Origin of the sequence: Polaromonas sp. (assembly GCF_039932935.1) — a bacterium.
Lineage (GTDB): Bacteria > Pseudomonadota > Gammaproteobacteria > Burkholderiales > Burkholderiaceae_C > Polaromonas.
Genome location: NZ_JBDTPB010000141.1, coordinates 1 through 15,719 on the forward strand (window position 1 = coordinate 1; position 15,719 = coordinate 15,719).

At 62.7% G+C, this 15,719-nt stretch carries 18 protein-coding genes; 17 read left to right on the forward strand and 1 reads right to left on the reverse strand.

Translation table 11 applies throughout. The features are described 5' to 3' along the window. Window positions 1-536 (forward strand): MFS transporter (locus ABI546_RS21070; protein WP_348049906.1); only part of this gene is annotated, 536 nt, incomplete at its 5' end. Between the two features lie 35 nt (window positions 537-571). Then, on the forward strand, window positions 572-850 hold the full coding sequence (locus ABI546_RS21075) for a hypothetical protein (RefSeq protein WP_348049908.1): 279 nt from the start codon (window positions 572-574) through the stop codon (window positions 848-850). Between the two features lie 39 nt (window positions 851-889). On the opposite strand, the gene ABI546_RS21080 is transcribed toward ABI546_RS21075, so the two are convergent. Further along, window positions 890-1,948 carry an EamA family transporter gene (locus ABI546_RS21080; protein ID WP_348049910.1) on the reverse strand — a complete coding sequence of 353 codons (1,059 nt, stop codon included), beginning with the start codon at window positions 1,946-1,948 and terminating at the stop codon, window positions 890-892. Between the two features lie 139 nt (window positions 1,949-2,087). Between ABI546_RS21080 and ABI546_RS21085 the strand changes: the two genes are divergently transcribed. The 15 genes from ABI546_RS21085 to ABI546_RS21155 form a co-directional block, all read left to right on the forward strand. Further along, on the forward strand, window positions 2,088-2,600 hold the full coding sequence (locus ABI546_RS21085) for a hypothetical protein (RefSeq protein ID WP_348049912.1): 513 nt from the start codon (window positions 2,088-2,090) through the stop codon (window positions 2,598-2,600). 113 nt (window positions 2,601-2,713) lie between these two features. Continuing rightward, entirely contained in the window at window positions 2,714-3,049 is a 336-nt protein-coding gene (locus tag ABI546_RS21090; RefSeq protein ID WP_348049914.1) for a hypothetical protein, read from the forward strand. Window positions 3,050-3,057: 8 nt separating this feature from the next. Beyond that, window positions 3,058-4,227 carry an RND transporter gene (locus tag ABI546_RS21095; RefSeq protein WP_348049916.1) on the forward strand — a complete coding sequence of 390 codons (1,170 nt, stop codon included), beginning with the start codon at window positions 3,058-3,060 and terminating at the stop codon, window positions 4,225-4,227. Between the two features lie 26 nt (window positions 4,228-4,253). After that, window positions 4,254-5,639 carry a copper oxidase gene (locus ABI546_RS21100; protein WP_348049918.1) on the forward strand — a complete coding sequence of 462 codons (1,386 nt, stop codon included), beginning with the start codon at window positions 4,254-4,256 and terminating at the stop codon, window positions 5,637-5,639. Window positions 5,640-5,661: 22 nt separating this feature from the next. Continuing rightward, window positions 5,662-6,249 carry a hypothetical protein gene (locus ABI546_RS21105; RefSeq protein WP_348049920.1) on the forward strand — a complete coding sequence of 196 codons (588 nt, stop codon included), beginning with the start codon at window positions 5,662-5,664 and terminating at the stop codon, window positions 6,247-6,249. Between the two features lie 88 nt (window positions 6,250-6,337). Then, window positions 6,338-6,841 carry a cupredoxin family protein gene (locus tag ABI546_RS21110; protein ID WP_348049922.1) on the forward strand — a complete coding sequence of 168 codons (504 nt, stop codon included), beginning with the start codon at window positions 6,338-6,340 and terminating at the stop codon, window positions 6,839-6,841. Window positions 6,842-6,931: 90 nt separating this feature from the next. Next, on the forward strand, window positions 6,932-7,342 hold the full coding sequence (locus ABI546_RS21115) for a DUF411 domain-containing protein (RefSeq protein WP_348049940.1): 411 nt from the start codon (window positions 6,932-6,934) through the stop codon (window positions 7,340-7,342). 11 nt (window positions 7,343-7,353) lie between these two features. Next, window positions 7,354-7,653 carry a copper-binding protein gene (locus ABI546_RS21120; RefSeq protein WP_348049924.1) on the forward strand — a complete coding sequence of 100 codons (300 nt, stop codon included), beginning with the start codon at window positions 7,354-7,356 and terminating at the stop codon, window positions 7,651-7,653. 139 nt (window positions 7,654-7,792) lie between these two features. Then, window positions 7,793-9,190 (forward strand): TAXI family TRAP transporter solute-binding subunit, encoded by a 1,398-nt coding sequence (locus ABI546_RS21125; RefSeq protein WP_348049926.1) that lies wholly within the window; start codon window positions 7,793-7,795, stop codon window positions 9,188-9,190. Between the two features lie 160 nt (window positions 9,191-9,350). Then, on the forward strand, window positions 9,351-10,328 hold the full coding sequence (locus ABI546_RS21130; RefSeq protein WP_348049928.1) for an ABC transporter permease: 978 nt from the start codon (window positions 9,351-9,353) through the stop codon (window positions 10,326-10,328). 58 nt (window positions 10,329-10,386) lie between these two features. Further along, window positions 10,387-11,970, forward strand: coding sequence for an ABC transporter substrate-binding protein (locus ABI546_RS21135; protein ID WP_348049930.1), 1,584 nt, complete (start codon window positions 10,387-10,389; stop codon window positions 11,968-11,970). Window positions 11,971-12,111: 141 nt separating this feature from the next. Next, window positions 12,112-13,029, forward strand: coding sequence for an ABC transporter permease (locus ABI546_RS21140; RefSeq protein ID WP_348049932.1), 918 nt, complete (start codon window positions 12,112-12,114; stop codon window positions 13,027-13,029). Between the two features lie 120 nt (window positions 13,030-13,149). After that, window positions 13,150-14,127, forward strand: a complete 978-nt coding sequence (locus ABI546_RS21145) for an ABC transporter ATP-binding protein (protein ID WP_348049934.1) — start codon at window positions 13,150-13,152, stop codon at window positions 14,125-14,127. 80 nt (window positions 14,128-14,207) lie between these two features. After that, window positions 14,208-15,242 (forward strand): dipeptide ABC transporter ATP-binding protein, encoded by a 1,035-nt coding sequence (locus ABI546_RS21150; RefSeq protein WP_348049936.1) that lies wholly within the window; start codon window positions 14,208-14,210, stop codon window positions 15,240-15,242. 56 nt (window positions 15,243-15,298) lie between these two features. Then, a partial coding sequence (locus ABI546_RS21155; protein ID WP_348049938.1) for an amidohydrolase occupies window positions 15,299-15,719 on the forward strand: 421 nt, incomplete at its 3' end.

Below are 15,719 nucleotides of genomic sequence, written 5' to 3' on the forward strand. Positions count from 1 at the left end.
TGCTGTACTTCATCGCCATCTTCAGCGTGTTCGCCTATGTGGGCCCGGTGCTGCAGGCGCTCAACCCCATGAGTTCGGCGCAGCTCTCCGCCACACTGGCCGTCTTCGGTCTGGCAGGCGTTGCGGGCACGCTGATGGGCGGCTGGGCCACTGATCGCTTTGGCGCGCTGCGCAGCATGCGTGTGCAGCTAACCATGCTGGTGGCCATGATGTGCCTGCTGCCGCTGACACGCGGCCATGTCCCTGCCACCATGGCCGTGCTGGTGCTGTGGGGCATTGCAGGTTTTGGCCTGATGGCGCCACAGCAAAGCCGCCTGGCCACCCTGTCGCCGGCGCAGGCGCCACTTCTTCTCAGCCTCAATGGCTCCATGCTGTATATCGGCACGGCACTGGGCGCGGTCGTCAGCGGCGCCTTGCTCGACCAGGTCGGTTTTGCGCAGCTGGGGTGGGTCGGCGTACCCTTCGGTCTGCTGGCCATGCTGACGCTGGTGTTTGACCGCATGCCGACGCGGGTGCCGGCCTCTGCGGCCGCCTGAGCACTCGTCACCGTTCATCACATTCCACGGCGGCCATGACACCCCAAAACGAACTGGACCAACTGCAACACGCATTGCAGCAACTTCGCAGTGACGACATTCGCGTGGGCAACTTCGCGCAACTGGCCGCGCAGCAGCACAGCCTTGAAGCGGCCTTGCCGGCCCGCTTCAATGAGGTGCAGCTGCAGTTGCTGAACCGGCTCGAGTCCGCCGCACTGTTCACCGAAGAAAGTTGCTCGTTCAGCCAGAAGGAGTTGCTGGACAGCCTGCAGCTGTGGATCGACAAGGCTCAGCTGCAACTCCAGAAAACCTGACCGCGCAAGGCGGCCAGGCAGCAAGCGACACCAGCTTGTTCAGCCGCCGGAATGCCCATGGCGATGATGGGCATCAGGGTAGTGCGCATGGCTGTGGTCCAAAGGCTCATGGCGGTGGCGGTGTGAATGCATTCCTGCAACCGCCGACGCGTGCTCATGCGGGTGATGCTCGTCATGCGCATGCAGGTGCTCGTGTTCCAGCGGTTCGTGTCGATGCCTGTGCGCATGATGCTCAGTCAGGTGCAGCCAGATGCCGATTGCCATCAGCAACGCGGCGCACAGCAATTGCCAGGTGACGGGCTCGGAGAGAAACGCGACGGAAAACAAGGCCCCCACAAAAGGCGCAGTCGAAAAGTAGGCGCCGGCACGTGACGCCCCAAGATGGCGCAAAGCCACCACAAAAAGCGCCAGGCTCACCCCGTAGGCCAACAAGCCGACACCCATTGCAGCGGAAATTTTGGCCGCACCCGGCAACGCCGCACCTGCCAGAAAAGCCAGCAACAGATTGGTGACGCCGGCCGCCAATCCTTTCACACAGGCAATCCATGACGCGTCCACCAACGAGACCTTGCGCGTGAAGTTGTTGTCCAGGGCCCAGAAAAAGCACGCCAGGGTGACAGCGAGAGCGGGCCATAGCATGCTGAAGGTTGCCCCTTCAGTGGCCGCAGCCTGCTGCGGCCAGCTCAGCAGCAGGGCTCCCGCCACGATGGCGGCCATGCCGGCCGCAATACGTCGGTCAAAGTTTTCCCGGAACACCATCCAAGCGAGCACGGCGGTCAATACTGCCTCGGCATTGAGCAGCAAGGCTGCGCGGCTGGAAGGCATCGCCGAAAGCCCATACATCAGCAGCACAGGTGCCAGCCCGCCGCCGCAGACCACGGCAGCCACCAGCCAGCGCAGCTCACCCGGATTCAGGCGTGGCCGGGCAGCACCCCTCAGCCTGCGATAAATGGCTAGCCCCAGACCGGAACCCAGATACAGAAGCCCGGCGAGTACCCAGGGATTGATCTGGCCGAGCAGTGACTTGGCCAGCGGCGTGCCGGCGCCAAACAGGAAGGCAGATGCCAGGGCGGCTGCAACGCCGGGCTTCAAAAGCATGGGATCAACTGCATGGGATGAGGTTTCAAAGACGAATTCTGCGTGTCATGTGCGATGACGACAGTTTCCACTGCCGGCCTTGCGATGGCAAGCCGAGACCCGGGCGCGCCAAGGCGGCACGGCACTTTGATACAAAGTCATGAAATCGGGGCTGACCGGGCTGGTCAGGCTGGCACATGGGGAACTTTTTGAAAGCATCGCCTATCATTCATCCATGCGCCACCTGCTCTTCGCCCTGATGATCGCCCTGCTGCCTCTGCGCGGCTGGGTGGGCGATGCGATGGCAACGCAGATGGCCGCGTCCCATGTGCAACACGCGCAGCATGCTTCCGCGGAACAATCCGCTACCAAAACGATAGCTGCTCCCGCTCACCACACGGGCGCTGAAGGCCATTCCAGCCACGAAGAGATGTCGCCCGAGTCCTCCATGGCCATGCACAACTGTGCGGAGCAAACCACCGACAGCAGCATCCCGGTGAACGACACCGGCTGTGAATCCTGCGCAGCGTGCCAGGCCTGCCATACGGTGGCACTGTCTCCGGCAGCGCTTGACCACAGCGTCGTTTTTGAAGCACGCAGCCTGCCGCTTCCCGCGCCAAACCAGTTTGCCAGTGCCGACGCCGCACTGGGCCAAAAACCACCCATTTCCTGATCTCCAGGCCCGTAGTGGGCCTGTACTTGCCGTCCGGCAGGGCTTTTCAAGCCCTTGACACCGAACATTCGCGATTTTCCGCAAATCGCCCCGCTTGTATTCAGGAGATTCTTGTGACCACTCGTTTCATTTTTGGGCCGCCCACAGCGCTGGCTCTCGCACTGTTTTTCACCGGTTTTGCCGGGGCTCATGCGCAGGCTGAGCCGTACCCCCGGGTGAACCCCCGTCCTGCCGAACAGGCCGCCAACCCCGAGACGCCGGTGCCATCCGCCGTGTACCAATCGGTATTTGTGAACCGTCCCCAGGGCGTGGAGCTGGCCAGCGACGACTGGAAAAAATCCAACGCCTCCGCGGGCCGGTTCACCAGGGGGCATGCCGACCTGCTGAAATGGGAAGAAGCCCAGGCACCACGAAGCGAAGATGCGGCGCCCGCCGTCTCGAAACCATGAGGCCCGGCATGACCTCCGCAGCCAAGCATCGTCACGTCGTTACCTGCCTGCGGCTGGGCTCACTGGCGCTGCTCGTTCTGGCTCTCACGGGCTGCACAACGGCAGTGCCCGACGGCGGCGTGAGCGGCCTCCAGGCGCTGGCCACCACGCAACCGGCCGGCTCCGGCACTGCGCCCCCCATGCTGATCGCGCGGCCGGGCAAAGACGCCAGCGCCGCCGTTGCCGGCCTGCTAAAAGGCCCGCTCAGTGCCGAAAATGCGGTGCGCATTGCGCTGCTCAACAACCCCGGCTTGCAACTGTCCCTGGCCGGCGAAGGCGTCAACATCACGGATTCCGTGTCCGCCAGTCCGGCCAAACTCAGGGCCGCGCAAGACATCGCCCAGCTGACCCACGAAACCCGCAAAGCCTGGATCAACGCGGTGGCCGCTGCGCAAACAGAGCGCTTTATGGATGAGGCCAGGGAAAGCGCCGAGACCGCCGGCGAGCTGGCGCGCCGCATGGCACGCGCCGGCAACTGGAGCAAACTGCAGCAGGCCCGCGAACAACTGCTGCTGGCCGGGGCAACCACGCAATTGGCGCGCGCCCGGCAGGCCGCATTCAGCGAACGCGAAAAGCTCGTGGTGGTGATGGGCCTGTGGGGCACGCAAGCCGACTTCATATTGCCCGATCGGCTACCTGACCTGCCAGCGAAAGCGGAAGACATGCCGGATGTGGAAAGTCGCGTGCTGCAGCAACGGCTGGACTTGCGGCTGGCGACCGCGCAATGGGCGGGGCAACGCGCCATCCGGCCCCAGCCCGGTGCCGACGGCCTGTGGGACGCCATGGGGGACTCGGCCCGCGTGCGCGAGCTGGCGGTCAGGGCGCGCAGCGAGGCACGCGAGGCCTACCACGGCTACCGCAGCGCCTACGACCTGGCGCGCCATTACCAGACGGAGGTGATGCCGCTTTACCGTTTCATCCAGGACGAAACCGTACTGCGCTACAACGGCATGCTCACCAGCATCTTTGAGCTGCTGGCTGGCGCCCGCGCACAAGCCCTGGCAGCTGCGGATGCCATCGAGGCGCAACGCGACTTTTGGCTTGCCGAAGCCGACCTTCAGACGGTACTTGCCGGCGCATCGCCCGGCCCGCGCACGTCCGCGTCCTCCGGCAAAACCGGCGCCGCTGCCGCGCACTGAGTGCGCCCCCCAACACAAGGAATCCCATGAATCGACGAAATTTCTTTAACCGCGCGGCGCTGACTGCGGTTACCGCCGCGTCCGTCAGCAAGGTGACAATGGCCGCGCTGCCCGAGCCCACGACGATGAACAAGGCCGACACCGCGCCGCCGCTTGCGCCGCCAAACGGCCGGCCTTACAACCCGGTCGTCACCCTGAATGGATGGACGCTGCCCTGGCGCATGAACAATGGCGTGAAAGAATTCCATTTGGTGGCAGAGCCGGTGGTGCGCGAAATGGCCCCGGGGTTCAAGGCCCACATGTGGGGCTACAACGGCCAGAGCCCAGGGCCCACGATTGAGGTGGTCGAGGGCGACCGCGTCCGTATATTCGTCACCAACAAGCTGCCCGAACACACCAGCGTACACTGGCATGGCCAGCGCCTGCCCAACGGCATGGACGGTGTGGCCGGGCTGACCCAGCCGGCCATCCCGGTCGGCAAGACGTTTGTGTATGAGTTCGCCGCCCGGCGCCCGGGCACATTCATGTACCACCCGCACGCCGACGAAATGACGCAGATGGCGATGGGCATGATGGGCTTCTGGGTCACGCATCCCAAGGAGAAGCATCCGCTCATCGACGCCGTCGACCGCGACTTCGTGTTCCTGCTCAACGCCTACGACATCGAGCCGGGCAGCATGACACCGAAGATCATGACCATGCTGGACTTCAACCTGTGGAGCTGGAACAGCCGCATCTTTCCCGGCATCGATCCGCTGGTCGTGCGCAGGAACGACAAGGTGCGCATACGCGTGGGCAACCTCACCATGACCAACCACCCGATGCACCTGCATGGGCATGAGTTCACCGTGACCGGGACCGACGGCGGCCCGACGCCACGGTCGACCCGCTGGCCGGAAGTAACGACCGACGTTGCCGTGGGCCAGATGCGGCAGTTTGAATTTCTGGCGGACGAGGAAGGCGACTGGGCTTTTCATTGCCACAAAAGCCACCACACCATGAACGCGATGGGCCACGACGTGCCCACCATGATTGGCGTGGACCACCGCGGCCTGGTCCGGAAAATCCAGAAGGCCGTGCCCGATTACATGGTGATGGGTGAACGCGGCATGGCCGACATGGGCCAGATGGAGATGCCAATCCCCGAGAACACCGCGCCCATGATGACGGGCAAGGGGCCCTATGGCGGCGTGGAAATGGGCGGCATGTTCAGCGTGCTCAAGGTGCGTGGGGACCAGAAACCGGGGGACTACAAGGACCCGGGCTGGTACCGGCAACCTGCCGGCACGCAGGCATACGAGTGGAAGGGCGCCCTGCCCGACCCCGCCCGACCCCAGCCCGGCAACCCCGCCGCGCCCGCGGGCGGCGCTGAAGTCAACATCCGCAAGCCCTCAGGCCACACCGGCCACTGATTCAAAACCGCTCAGGAACCCAATGAACACCCCAAACGCTCTCAAATTAATAGCAGCTTGCGCTTTGTTGTCGTGCACTACAGCCTTGTTTGCCCAGCATGGCCGGCCCGCCGGCGAAGTCCCTACCGCAAGCCCTTACGCAGGCCAGCACACGCGAGGCATCAAGGCCCTGTCTGAGGCGCAAACCGCAGACCTCTTGGCTGGCAAAGGCATGGAACAGGCCAAGGCGGCCGAATTGAACGGTTACCCGGGCCCCATGCATGTGCTGGAACTGGCCGGCCCGCTGGCCCTGAGCGCAGCACAAACCGAGGCCAGCGAAGCGCTCATGACCCGCCACAAGGCCGAAGCGCGCGACATGGGGGCCCGGCTGGTACAGGCCGAGCGCGACCTGGACGCTGCTTTCGCCGGCAAGAAGATCGATGCGGCGCAGCTTGAAACACTGACGCAGCAAATCGGCGTGCTGCAGGCTCAATTGCGTGCTTCACACCTGCGTACCCACCTGCAGCAGACCCGTTTGCTGACAGCACCGCAAGTAGCGCTCTACGCAGAGTTGCGCGGTTACGCCACGACATCCGGCGCGTCCACGCCAGCCTCGCACTCAGCTCACTGAACCCTCAACATTGATGAACCATTTATTGCCTATTCACTGCCCATTTATTACGCCCTAATTACTCGTTTATTACCCATTTGGCACACACATGAAAAACCTTCTTTCCATCCTCACGGCCATCACTTTTGCCACGACACCGGTATGGGTCTTTGCACACGGCGATGGCGCACACGCCGCCGATAAAGCCGCTCCCGCCAAAAAAGAGCAAAAGCCCTGGGGCATAGCGGGCAACACCTCATTGGTTAAGCGCACCGTGACGCTGTCGATGGGCGACAACATGCGCTTCAGCCCCGACAAACTCACTTTCAGGCAAGGCGAAACCGTGCGTTTCGTGATCAAGAACCAGGGCAATCTTTTGCACGAGTTGGTCATCGGCACCAAGCCGGAACTCGACGCCCATGCTGCGATGATGGTGAAATTCCCGGGTATGGAGCACGACGAACCCTACATGGCGCATGTGCCGGCCAGCAAGTCGGGTGAACTGGTCTGGACTTTCAACCGCGCCGGCGAATTCGACTTCGCCTGCCTGATCGCTGGCCACTACCAGGCGGGCATGGTCGGCAAGATCAGCGTCACTGCGTCATCCCGTTAAACCTCACCCAAGGAGAAGCTCATGCATAGAAGATTTTTCGTGCGCGCAGTCGCCACCCTCGCCGGCGTCTCGCTGCTGGCACCCGCCGTGATGGCGCAGGCCCGGCCGCAGCTGGAAGTCTGGAAAGACCCCGACTGCGGCTGCTGCAAGGACTGGGTGGCGCACCTGCAGGCCAACGGTTTTGAGGTTCGCGTTCACGACAGCGGCAACACAGCCGCCCGGGCCCGGCTCGGCATGCCGGAAAAGCTCGGCTCCTGCCATACCGCGGAAGTCAGCCTGGCCAGCAAGCGCTACGCACTGGAAGGCCATGTGCCGGCCCGCGAAGTGCACCGTCTGCTCAAGGAAGCCCCGCAAGCCGTCGGCCTGGCCGTGCCCGGCATGCCGGTGGGCTCGCCCGGCATGGACGCACCGCTTTACGGCGCACGCAAGGATCCGTATGACGTGCTGCTGGTTCACCGGGATGGCAGCACCCGCATTTACCAAAGCTATCACCGCACCTGAAAGGGGTTCCCATGAAACGTTTTAACCGCACGCCCGCCGCCCTCTTTGCCGCGCTGGCCGCGTCGCTTGCCCTGGCGCAGGCAGCGTTGCCACCAACCGAAGGCGAAGTCCGCAAAGTCGACAAGGAGGCCGGCAAGATCACCCTCAAGCACGGCGCCATCAAAAACCTCGACATGCCTGGCATGACCATGGTGTTCCAGGTGAGGGACCCCGCCATGCTGGAGACCGTCAAAGCCGGGGACAAGGTCAGTTTCACCGTAGACAGCATCAACGGGGCCTTTACGGTGCTTTCCATCGAACCCCGCCCATAAGCGGCTCACTGGCACGGTGGCCAATCGCTATTGTTTTGATAGCTGCTTGCGCTCGCCCGTATTGGGCAGAAGGCACTTTTTTACCACTGGAAATGCTTTGCCAGACCGGCGGGCAGCACCGCATGCTATGGTTCAGCGCATGCCGAAAACCATACGCTACACCCTGCTGTCACTGCGCGATCTGGCGGTTTCCGCCGGGCCTTTCATCCTGCTGGCCGCGGCGCTGCTGGTATTGGCCTACTGGTGGCTGGACCCCAACCCGCCCAAGCGCGTGAGGCTGGCCACAGGCCCAGCACAAAGCGCCTACGAAGAATTTGGCAAGCGTTACGCCAAAGCGCTGGCGGTCGAAGGTATCCAGGTGGTCCTTGTGCCGTCGGAAGGCTCGGCCGCCAACCTGGAATTGCTGCGCGAGGGCAAGGTCGACGTGGGATTCGTCCAGGGCGGCACCAGCGACTACACCCCCCAGGATGAAGAAGACCTGGCATCGCTTGGCAGCCTGTTTGTGGAGCCGCTCTGGCTGTTCTACCGGGAGGATGCGGCGCGCAAGGTCGACGCCGCGGCGCGGGCAGCGAAGGCACCTGGCAACCAGCGCGCACCTAAAGTAGCCGCTGCAGACACGGCGCAAGACGCCAGCCTCACCTCGCTCACGCAGTTGCAGGGCCTGCGCGTCAACGTGGGCACACCCGGCAGCGGCGTCCCCAGCCTGATGGCCAAACTGTTCGAAAGCAACCGCATCGACCCCGCAACGGTGAAAATTTCCAGGCTGGAGCAGACGCCCGCGACGGTGGCCTTTCTGGGCGGCGACCTGGACGCGATCGTGTTTGCCTCCGCCCCCGAATCGCTGATGGTGCAGATGCTGCTGCAAACCCCCGGCGTGAAGCTCATGAACTTCGCCCAGAGCGAGGCTTACTCAAGGCGCTTTGCATTTTTGACCCCCACCCGCCTGCCACGCGGCGTGGTGGACCTGGCGGGCAATATTCCGCCCGATGACGTGCGGCTGGTGGCGTCCACGACCTCGCTAATCACCCGCTCCAGCACCCATCCGGCCCTGCAACAGCTGCTGGCCCAGGCCGGCAACGACATCCATGGCGGGGCCGGCTGGTTCAAAAGCGCCCGCGAATACCCGAACCGCGACAACAGCGAACTGCCCATTGCCAAAGAAGCCGAGCGCGCCATCAAGAGCGGCACCCCGGTGCTGCAGCGCTACCTGCCCTTCTGGGTGGCCAACCTGGTGGAACGGATGTGGCTGGTGATGGGCATCATCATCGCCATCATGCTGCCGCTGTCGCGCATCATCCCGCCGCTCTATGCGTTTCGCGTGCGTTCACGCATCTTTCGCTGGTATGGCCAGCTGCGCGACATCGAAAACCGTGTGGAAACCTCCGGAGAAAACAGCGGCAATGCGGCGCTGCTGGAAGAGCTGAACAGCCTCGAAAGCCGCGCGGAAAAAATCAGCGTGCCGCTTTCCTACACCGATGAGCTGTATGCGCTGCGCAGCAATATCCTGCTGGTCCGCAAAAAACTGCAAAGGCTTTGAGACCGCACCGAAAGAGGCGGGGCACAGTCCGGAAATCCCACGGAAAACGCCGATTTGGGGCGAATCGCGGGGCAGGGGAAGTTTCTTTAACCCTAAAGTAAACCCGGTGTCGGCACGACTGTTGCTCTGCTAGTATCGTCCGACACTTTTTCTTTGGCTGATGCTTGCTTTTATTTTGCGCCGCCTGATTCAGGCCGTGATCGTGATGGTCGTGGTCGCCTTGATTGCCTTCATGCTGTTTCAGTATGTCGGCGACCCGGTGGTGTTCCTCCTGGGGCAAGACGCCACACCGGCGCAAATCACTCAGTTGCGCGCCGACCTGGGCCTGGACCGGCCGTTTGTCGTGCAGTTCTGGCATTTCCTCGTGAACGCCGCGCAAGGCGAGTTCGGCTTGAGCCTGCGTCAGGGGGCCAAGGTGTCGCGCCTGATCTCCGAGCGCTTTCCCGCCACGCTGGAGCTGGCGCTGGTGGCCGCCGTCCTGGCGTTGCTGATCGGCATCCCGATGGGCGTCTACTCGGCGCTGCGCCGCGGCTCGCTCATGAGCCAGGTGTTCATGACCGTGTCGCTGCTGGGTGTTTCGCTGCCGACTTTCCTCATCGGCATTCTTCTGATCCTGGTATTTTCGGTCGGCCTGGGCTGGTTTCCGAGCTTTGGCCGCGGTGACACCGTGCAGATCGGCTGGTGGAGCACCGGGCTTCTCAGCACCAATGGCTGGCACCACATCGTGCTGCCGGCCGTGACGCTTGCGGTCTTCCAGCTCACGCTGATCATGCGGCTCGTTCGCGCCGAAATGCTGGAGGTGCTGCGCACCGACTACATCAAGTTCGCGCGGGCGCGCGGCCTGCCCGACCGGGTCATTCACTTCGGCCACGCCTTGCGCAACACCCTGGTGCCGGTGATGACCATCACCGGCCTGCAGCTGGGCGGCCTGATCGCGTTTGCCATCATCACCGAAACCGTGTTTCAGTGGCCGGGCATGGGCCTGCTGTTCATCCAGGCCGTCACCTTCGCCGACATACCGGTCATGGCCGCTTACCTGTGCCTGATTGCATTGATTTTCGTGATCATCAACCTGGTGGTCGATCTGCTCTATTTTGCAGTGGACCCCAGGCTACGCATTGGCAACACCGCCCACTAGCTGCAACCCTCGCAATCGTTTCAACCACAGTTCGCATCCCTTCCACAAGGAGTCCCTGATGAAATTCAAGTCCAGTTTACTTTCGGCCGCCGCCCTTTGCGCCATCACAGCCACCAGTTTTGTCGCCTCGGCGCAAACCCTGCGAGTCGCGAATCAGGGCGACGCACTGTCCATGGATCCCCATTCATTCAATGAATCGCTGCAGCTCAGCGTGACGGGAAATGCCTTCGAAGGACTTGTCATCCGCAACAAGGACCTGAGTCTGGCGCCTGGCCTGGCCACCTCCTGGAAGCAGACCTCGCCCGCGGTATGGCGGTTCGAGCTGCGCAAGGGCGTGCAGTTTCACGATGGCACGCCGTTCACAGCCGATGACGTGGTGTTCAGCATTCAGCGCACCCAGGCTGACGGCTCTGACATGAAGAGCTACACCAACGACCTGAAGGAAGTACGCAAGATCAACGACCACACGGTGGAGATCGAAACCAAGGCGCCCTTCCCCATTCTTCCGGAAGTGCTGTCGCTGGTTTACATCATGAGCAAAAAGTGGTGTGAAACCAACCAGGCCACCCGGCCAGTGGACCGGCGCAAGGGCATCGAGAACGCAGCATCCTTCCGTGCCAACGGCACCGGTCCCTACCGCGTGCGCGAGCGCCAGCCCAACGTGCGCACCACCTTTGTCCGCAACGGCAACTACTGGGGCAAGATTGAAGGCAATGCGCAAGAAGTTGTCTACACGCCTATTGGCAACGACGCCACGCGCGTGGCGGCCCTGTTGTCCGGCGAAATCGACGTGATGGAGCCAGTGCCGGTGCAGGATATTGACCGCGTCAACAGCGGCTCCGCCACGCGTGTTCTGGCGGGCCCTGAACTGCGCACCATTTTCCTGGGCATGGACCAAAAACGCGATGAACTGCTGTACTCCAGCGTGAAGGGAAAAAACCCATTCAAGGACAAGCGCGTACGCCAGGCCTTCTACCAGGCTATCGACATCGAAGGCATTAAGAAAACCGTGATGCGTGGCGGCTCCAACCCCACGGCACTGCTGATCGGCCCCGGCATCAACGGCTTTCAGGCCGACCAGAACAAGCGCTTGCCCTATGACCCCGACGCAGCCAAAAAATTGCTTGCCGAAGCCGGTTACCCCAGCGGTTTCGAAGTAACCATGAACTGCCCGAACGACCGTTATGTGAACGACAGCCGGATCTGCCAGACCGTGGCGGCCAATCTCTCGCGCATCAACGTCAAAGTCAACCTGCAGGCCGAAACCAAGGGCACCTATTTCCCCAAGATCTTGCGTCGCGACACCAGCTTTTACATGCTGGGCTGGACCCCGGGAACGTATGACGCCCACAATGCGCTGAATGCACTGGTAGCCTGCGTCGACGACAAAGGCGCCGGCCAGTTCAACCTGGGCGCCTATTGCAACCCAAAAGTTGACGAGCTGACCAGAAAAATTCAGTCCGAAACCGACAAGGCCAAGCGCAATGCCATGATCAAGGAGGCCTTCGACCTCCATACCGCCGACGTGGGCCACATCCCTTTGCACCAACAATCATTGGCCTGGGGCACGAGCAAAAAAGTTGAACTCGTTCAGTTGGCCGACAACTTTATGTTCTTCAAGTGGATGACTGTCAAGAAATGACCCCCCTGTTGCCGTCTCGCTTCGCGTAATGGCCTCTCCCCTGCAGGGGACAACAGCTGCGGCCCGGCAAAGCCGGTTCCGCGCTGTTGCTGGCACAGACTTCGCTTGGTTCGCCACTGGACACATGAACTGGTTTTTTTGATGACGAAAACTCTTGCACGCTGGCTTGACAGTGATGTCGGCTACAGCTTTCGCACTTCACCGGTGGCGATGCTGGCAGCCGTGATTGCTTTGGTCTGCATTTTTTGCTCGGTGTTCGCCGGCTGGGTGGCGCCGCACGATCCGTTCAATCTGGCCACGCTGGAGCTCGGCGATGCCCGCCTGCCACCCGCCTGGAGCGCGCAAGGCAGTTCCAAATACCTGCTCGGCACCGACGACCAGGGGCGAGACATCCTGTCGGCCCTGATGTACGGTGCGCGCATTTCGCTGGTTGTGGGTGCGGCCTCCGTCATCCTGTCCATGCTGGCAGGTGTTTCGCTGGGTCTGCTCGCGGGTTTTCGCGGCGGCTGGATCGACTCGGCGCTCATGCGGATCTGCGACGTGATGTCCTCGTTTCCACCCATCCTGGTTGCACTGCTGATCGCGGGTGTGGGCCGTGCGTTGTTTCCCGACGCCAGCCAGCTGCTGGCCATGGGCGTGCTGATCCTGTCGATTTCAATGGGGCAATCCGGCTGGGTGCAATATGCGCGCACCGTGCGCGGCTCCACTATGGTGGAGCGCGGCAAGGAATACGTGCAGGCTGCCCGCGTCACGGGCGTGGCCCCCTTGCGCATCATGCGCCGCCATGTGCTGCCCAATGTGATGGGGCCGGTGCTGGTGCTGGCGACCATTCAGGTGGCGACCGCCATCATCACTGAAGCCACGCTGTCCTTCCTGGGCGTGGGTGCACCGCCTACGTCCCCTTCGCTGGGCACGCTGATCCGCGTGGGCAACGATTATTTGTTCTCGGGGGAATGGTGGATCGCTGTGTTCCCGGGCCTGATGCTGGTCCTGATCGCGCTGAGCGTAAATCTGCTGGGCGACTGGCTGCGCGACGCCCTTAATCCAAGGTTGCGATAAATGGCCCCCACGCTTGTCACTTCGTGTACTACGCTGCCCCCCGAGGGGGCGCATTTTTCCTTGGGGCGGCCCGGCGGAAAAACTTGCTCACCATTTGTCACTTCGTGAACTGAACTGTCCATGAGTCTTTTACAAATCAAGAACCTGGTGGTCGAGTTTCCCGGCCGGCGCGGCACGCTGCGCGCGCTGGACGACATTTCGTTTAACATCGCGCCCGGCGAAATCCTCGGCGTGGTGGGCGAATCGGGCGCGGGAAAATCGCTAACCGGCGCCGCCATCATCGGCCTGCTGGAGCCGCCCGGGCGTGTGGCCGGCGGCCAGATCCTGCTCGAAGGCGAGCGCATCGACAACCTGTCCCATGAACGCATGCGCCATATCCGCGGACGCAAGATAGGCGCGATATTCCAGGACCCGCTGACCTCGCTGAACCCGCTTTACACCATAGGGCGGCAACTCGTTGAAACCATCCAGGCCCATCTGCCGGTCAACGCACAGGAGGCACGGGCGAGAGCGATCGAACTCCTCAACGACACCGGTATTCCGGCGGCGGCGCAGCGCATAGATCACTACCCGCATCAGTTCTCGGGCGGCATGCGCCAGCGTGTGGTGATCGCCCTGGCGCTGGCGGCGGAACCCAAGCTGATCGTGGCCGACGAACCGACGACCGCGCTCGATGTGTCCATCCAGGCCCAGGTCATCACGCTACTCAAAACCATTTGCCGGCAACGCGGCGCCGCGGTCATGCTGATCACCCACGACATGGGGGTGATCGCCGAGACCTGCGACCGCGTGGCTGTGATGTATGCCGGCCGCATCGCTGAAATCGGGCCGGTGCACCAGGTCATCAACCATCCCGCGCACCCGTACACCGCCGGACTGATGGCGGCCATCCCCCATATTGCGGTGGAACGCGAGCGCCTGTATCAAATAGATGGCGCCATGCCGCGCCTGAACGCCATTCCTGAGGGGTGCGCCTTCAACCCGCGCTGCCCCAAGGCCTTTGACCGCTGCCGCCAGGACAGGCCGGACCTGATGCCGGCCGGTGCCACGCGCGCCGCCTGCTGGCTGCACGATGCGCATGCGGTGGTGGCCGCATGAGCGAAATTTTGAATATCCCGCAACCCGATGATTCGGGACAATTTTTCCCCGGGTCGCCCCAAGGAAACGAGCCCCGGAGCATGTCAGAACGGGGCAACACAGTACACGCAGTGACAAGCCCAGGGGCTCCGTTGGTTCAAGCGCACGACTTGGCCAAAACCTTCGACGTGTCGCCGCCCTGGCTCAACCGCGTGCTGGAACGCAAGCCCCGGCTGCTGCTCAAGGCGGTCGACGGCGTGAGCTTCGAGATTGAAAAAGGCAAGACGCTGGCGCTTGTCGGCGAATCAGGCTGCGGAAAAAGCACCGTGGCGCGCCTGTTGGTGGGCCTCTATGAACCGACACGGGGCGGGTTGAATTTCGACGGACAAGACGCGCATGCAGCCTTCAGGACGCAGCAAGGGCGGCAGCTGCGCCGACGCATCCAGATGATCTTCCAGGACCCTTATGCCAGCTTGAACCCGCGCTGGACGGTGAAAGACATCATTGCCGAGCCGCTGCGCGAGCACGGCATCCTGGAAGATGGTACAGCGCTCAGGGAACGTGTGGGCGAACTGCTCACCTCAGTGGGACTGTCCGCGCTGGACATGCCAAAGTACCCGCATCAGTTTTCGGGCGGGCAGCGCCAGCGCATTTCGATCGCGCGGGCACTGGCCACCGAGCCTGAATTCCTGGTCTGCGACGAGCCGACATCTGCACTGGACGTGAGCGTTCAGGCGCAGGTGCTCAACATCATGAAGGACCTGCAGCGAAAGCGCGGCCTCACGTATCTTTTCATCTCGCACAACCTTGCGGTGGTGCGCCATGTCAGTGACCAGGTCGGTGTAATGTACCTGGGACGGCTGGTTGAATTGGCCGACAAGCACGCCTTGTTCGACACACCACGCCATCCGTACACGCGCATGCTGCTCGACGCCATTCCCAAAATGCACGACACCGGCAGGGCCCGTACACCAGTATCGGGTGAGGTGCCCAATCCGCTGAACCCGCCCGGCGGCTGCGCTTTCCATCCGCGTTGCCCGCACGCCAATGCGCGCTGCCAAAGTGAAAGGCCGGAGTTTCTGCAAACCGGTGGCCGGCGTGTGGCTTGCCACGCCGTGCAAGAAGGTCGAATTTAAGTACCCCTGCAAGCCTGGGCCGGCTTGGTTACCATGACCGTTTAACGGAGAACGTTATGAAAATCATTGACTCCATACTGGCAGAAACTGCCGAAATCGCCGCCATTCGCCGCGATATCCATGCCCACCCTGAACTTTGCTTCCAGGAAGTACGCACCGCCGACGTGGTGGCAAAAAAACTCGAGGCGTGGGACATTCCCGTCCATCGCGGCATGGGCACGACCGGCGTGGTCGGTATCGTGCACGGCCGTGACGGTGGCGCTTCTGGCCGCGCCGTCGGACTGCGCGCCGACATGGACGCCCTGCCGATGCAGGAGTTCAACAAGTTCGCCCACGCGAGCACGCAGACCGGCAAGATGCACGCCTGCGGCCACGACGGCCACACCGCCATGTTGCTGGCGGCCGCGCATCACCTTGCCAAAAACCGCGACTTTGACGGCACGGTCTACCTGATCTTCCAGCCGGCCGAAGAAGGCG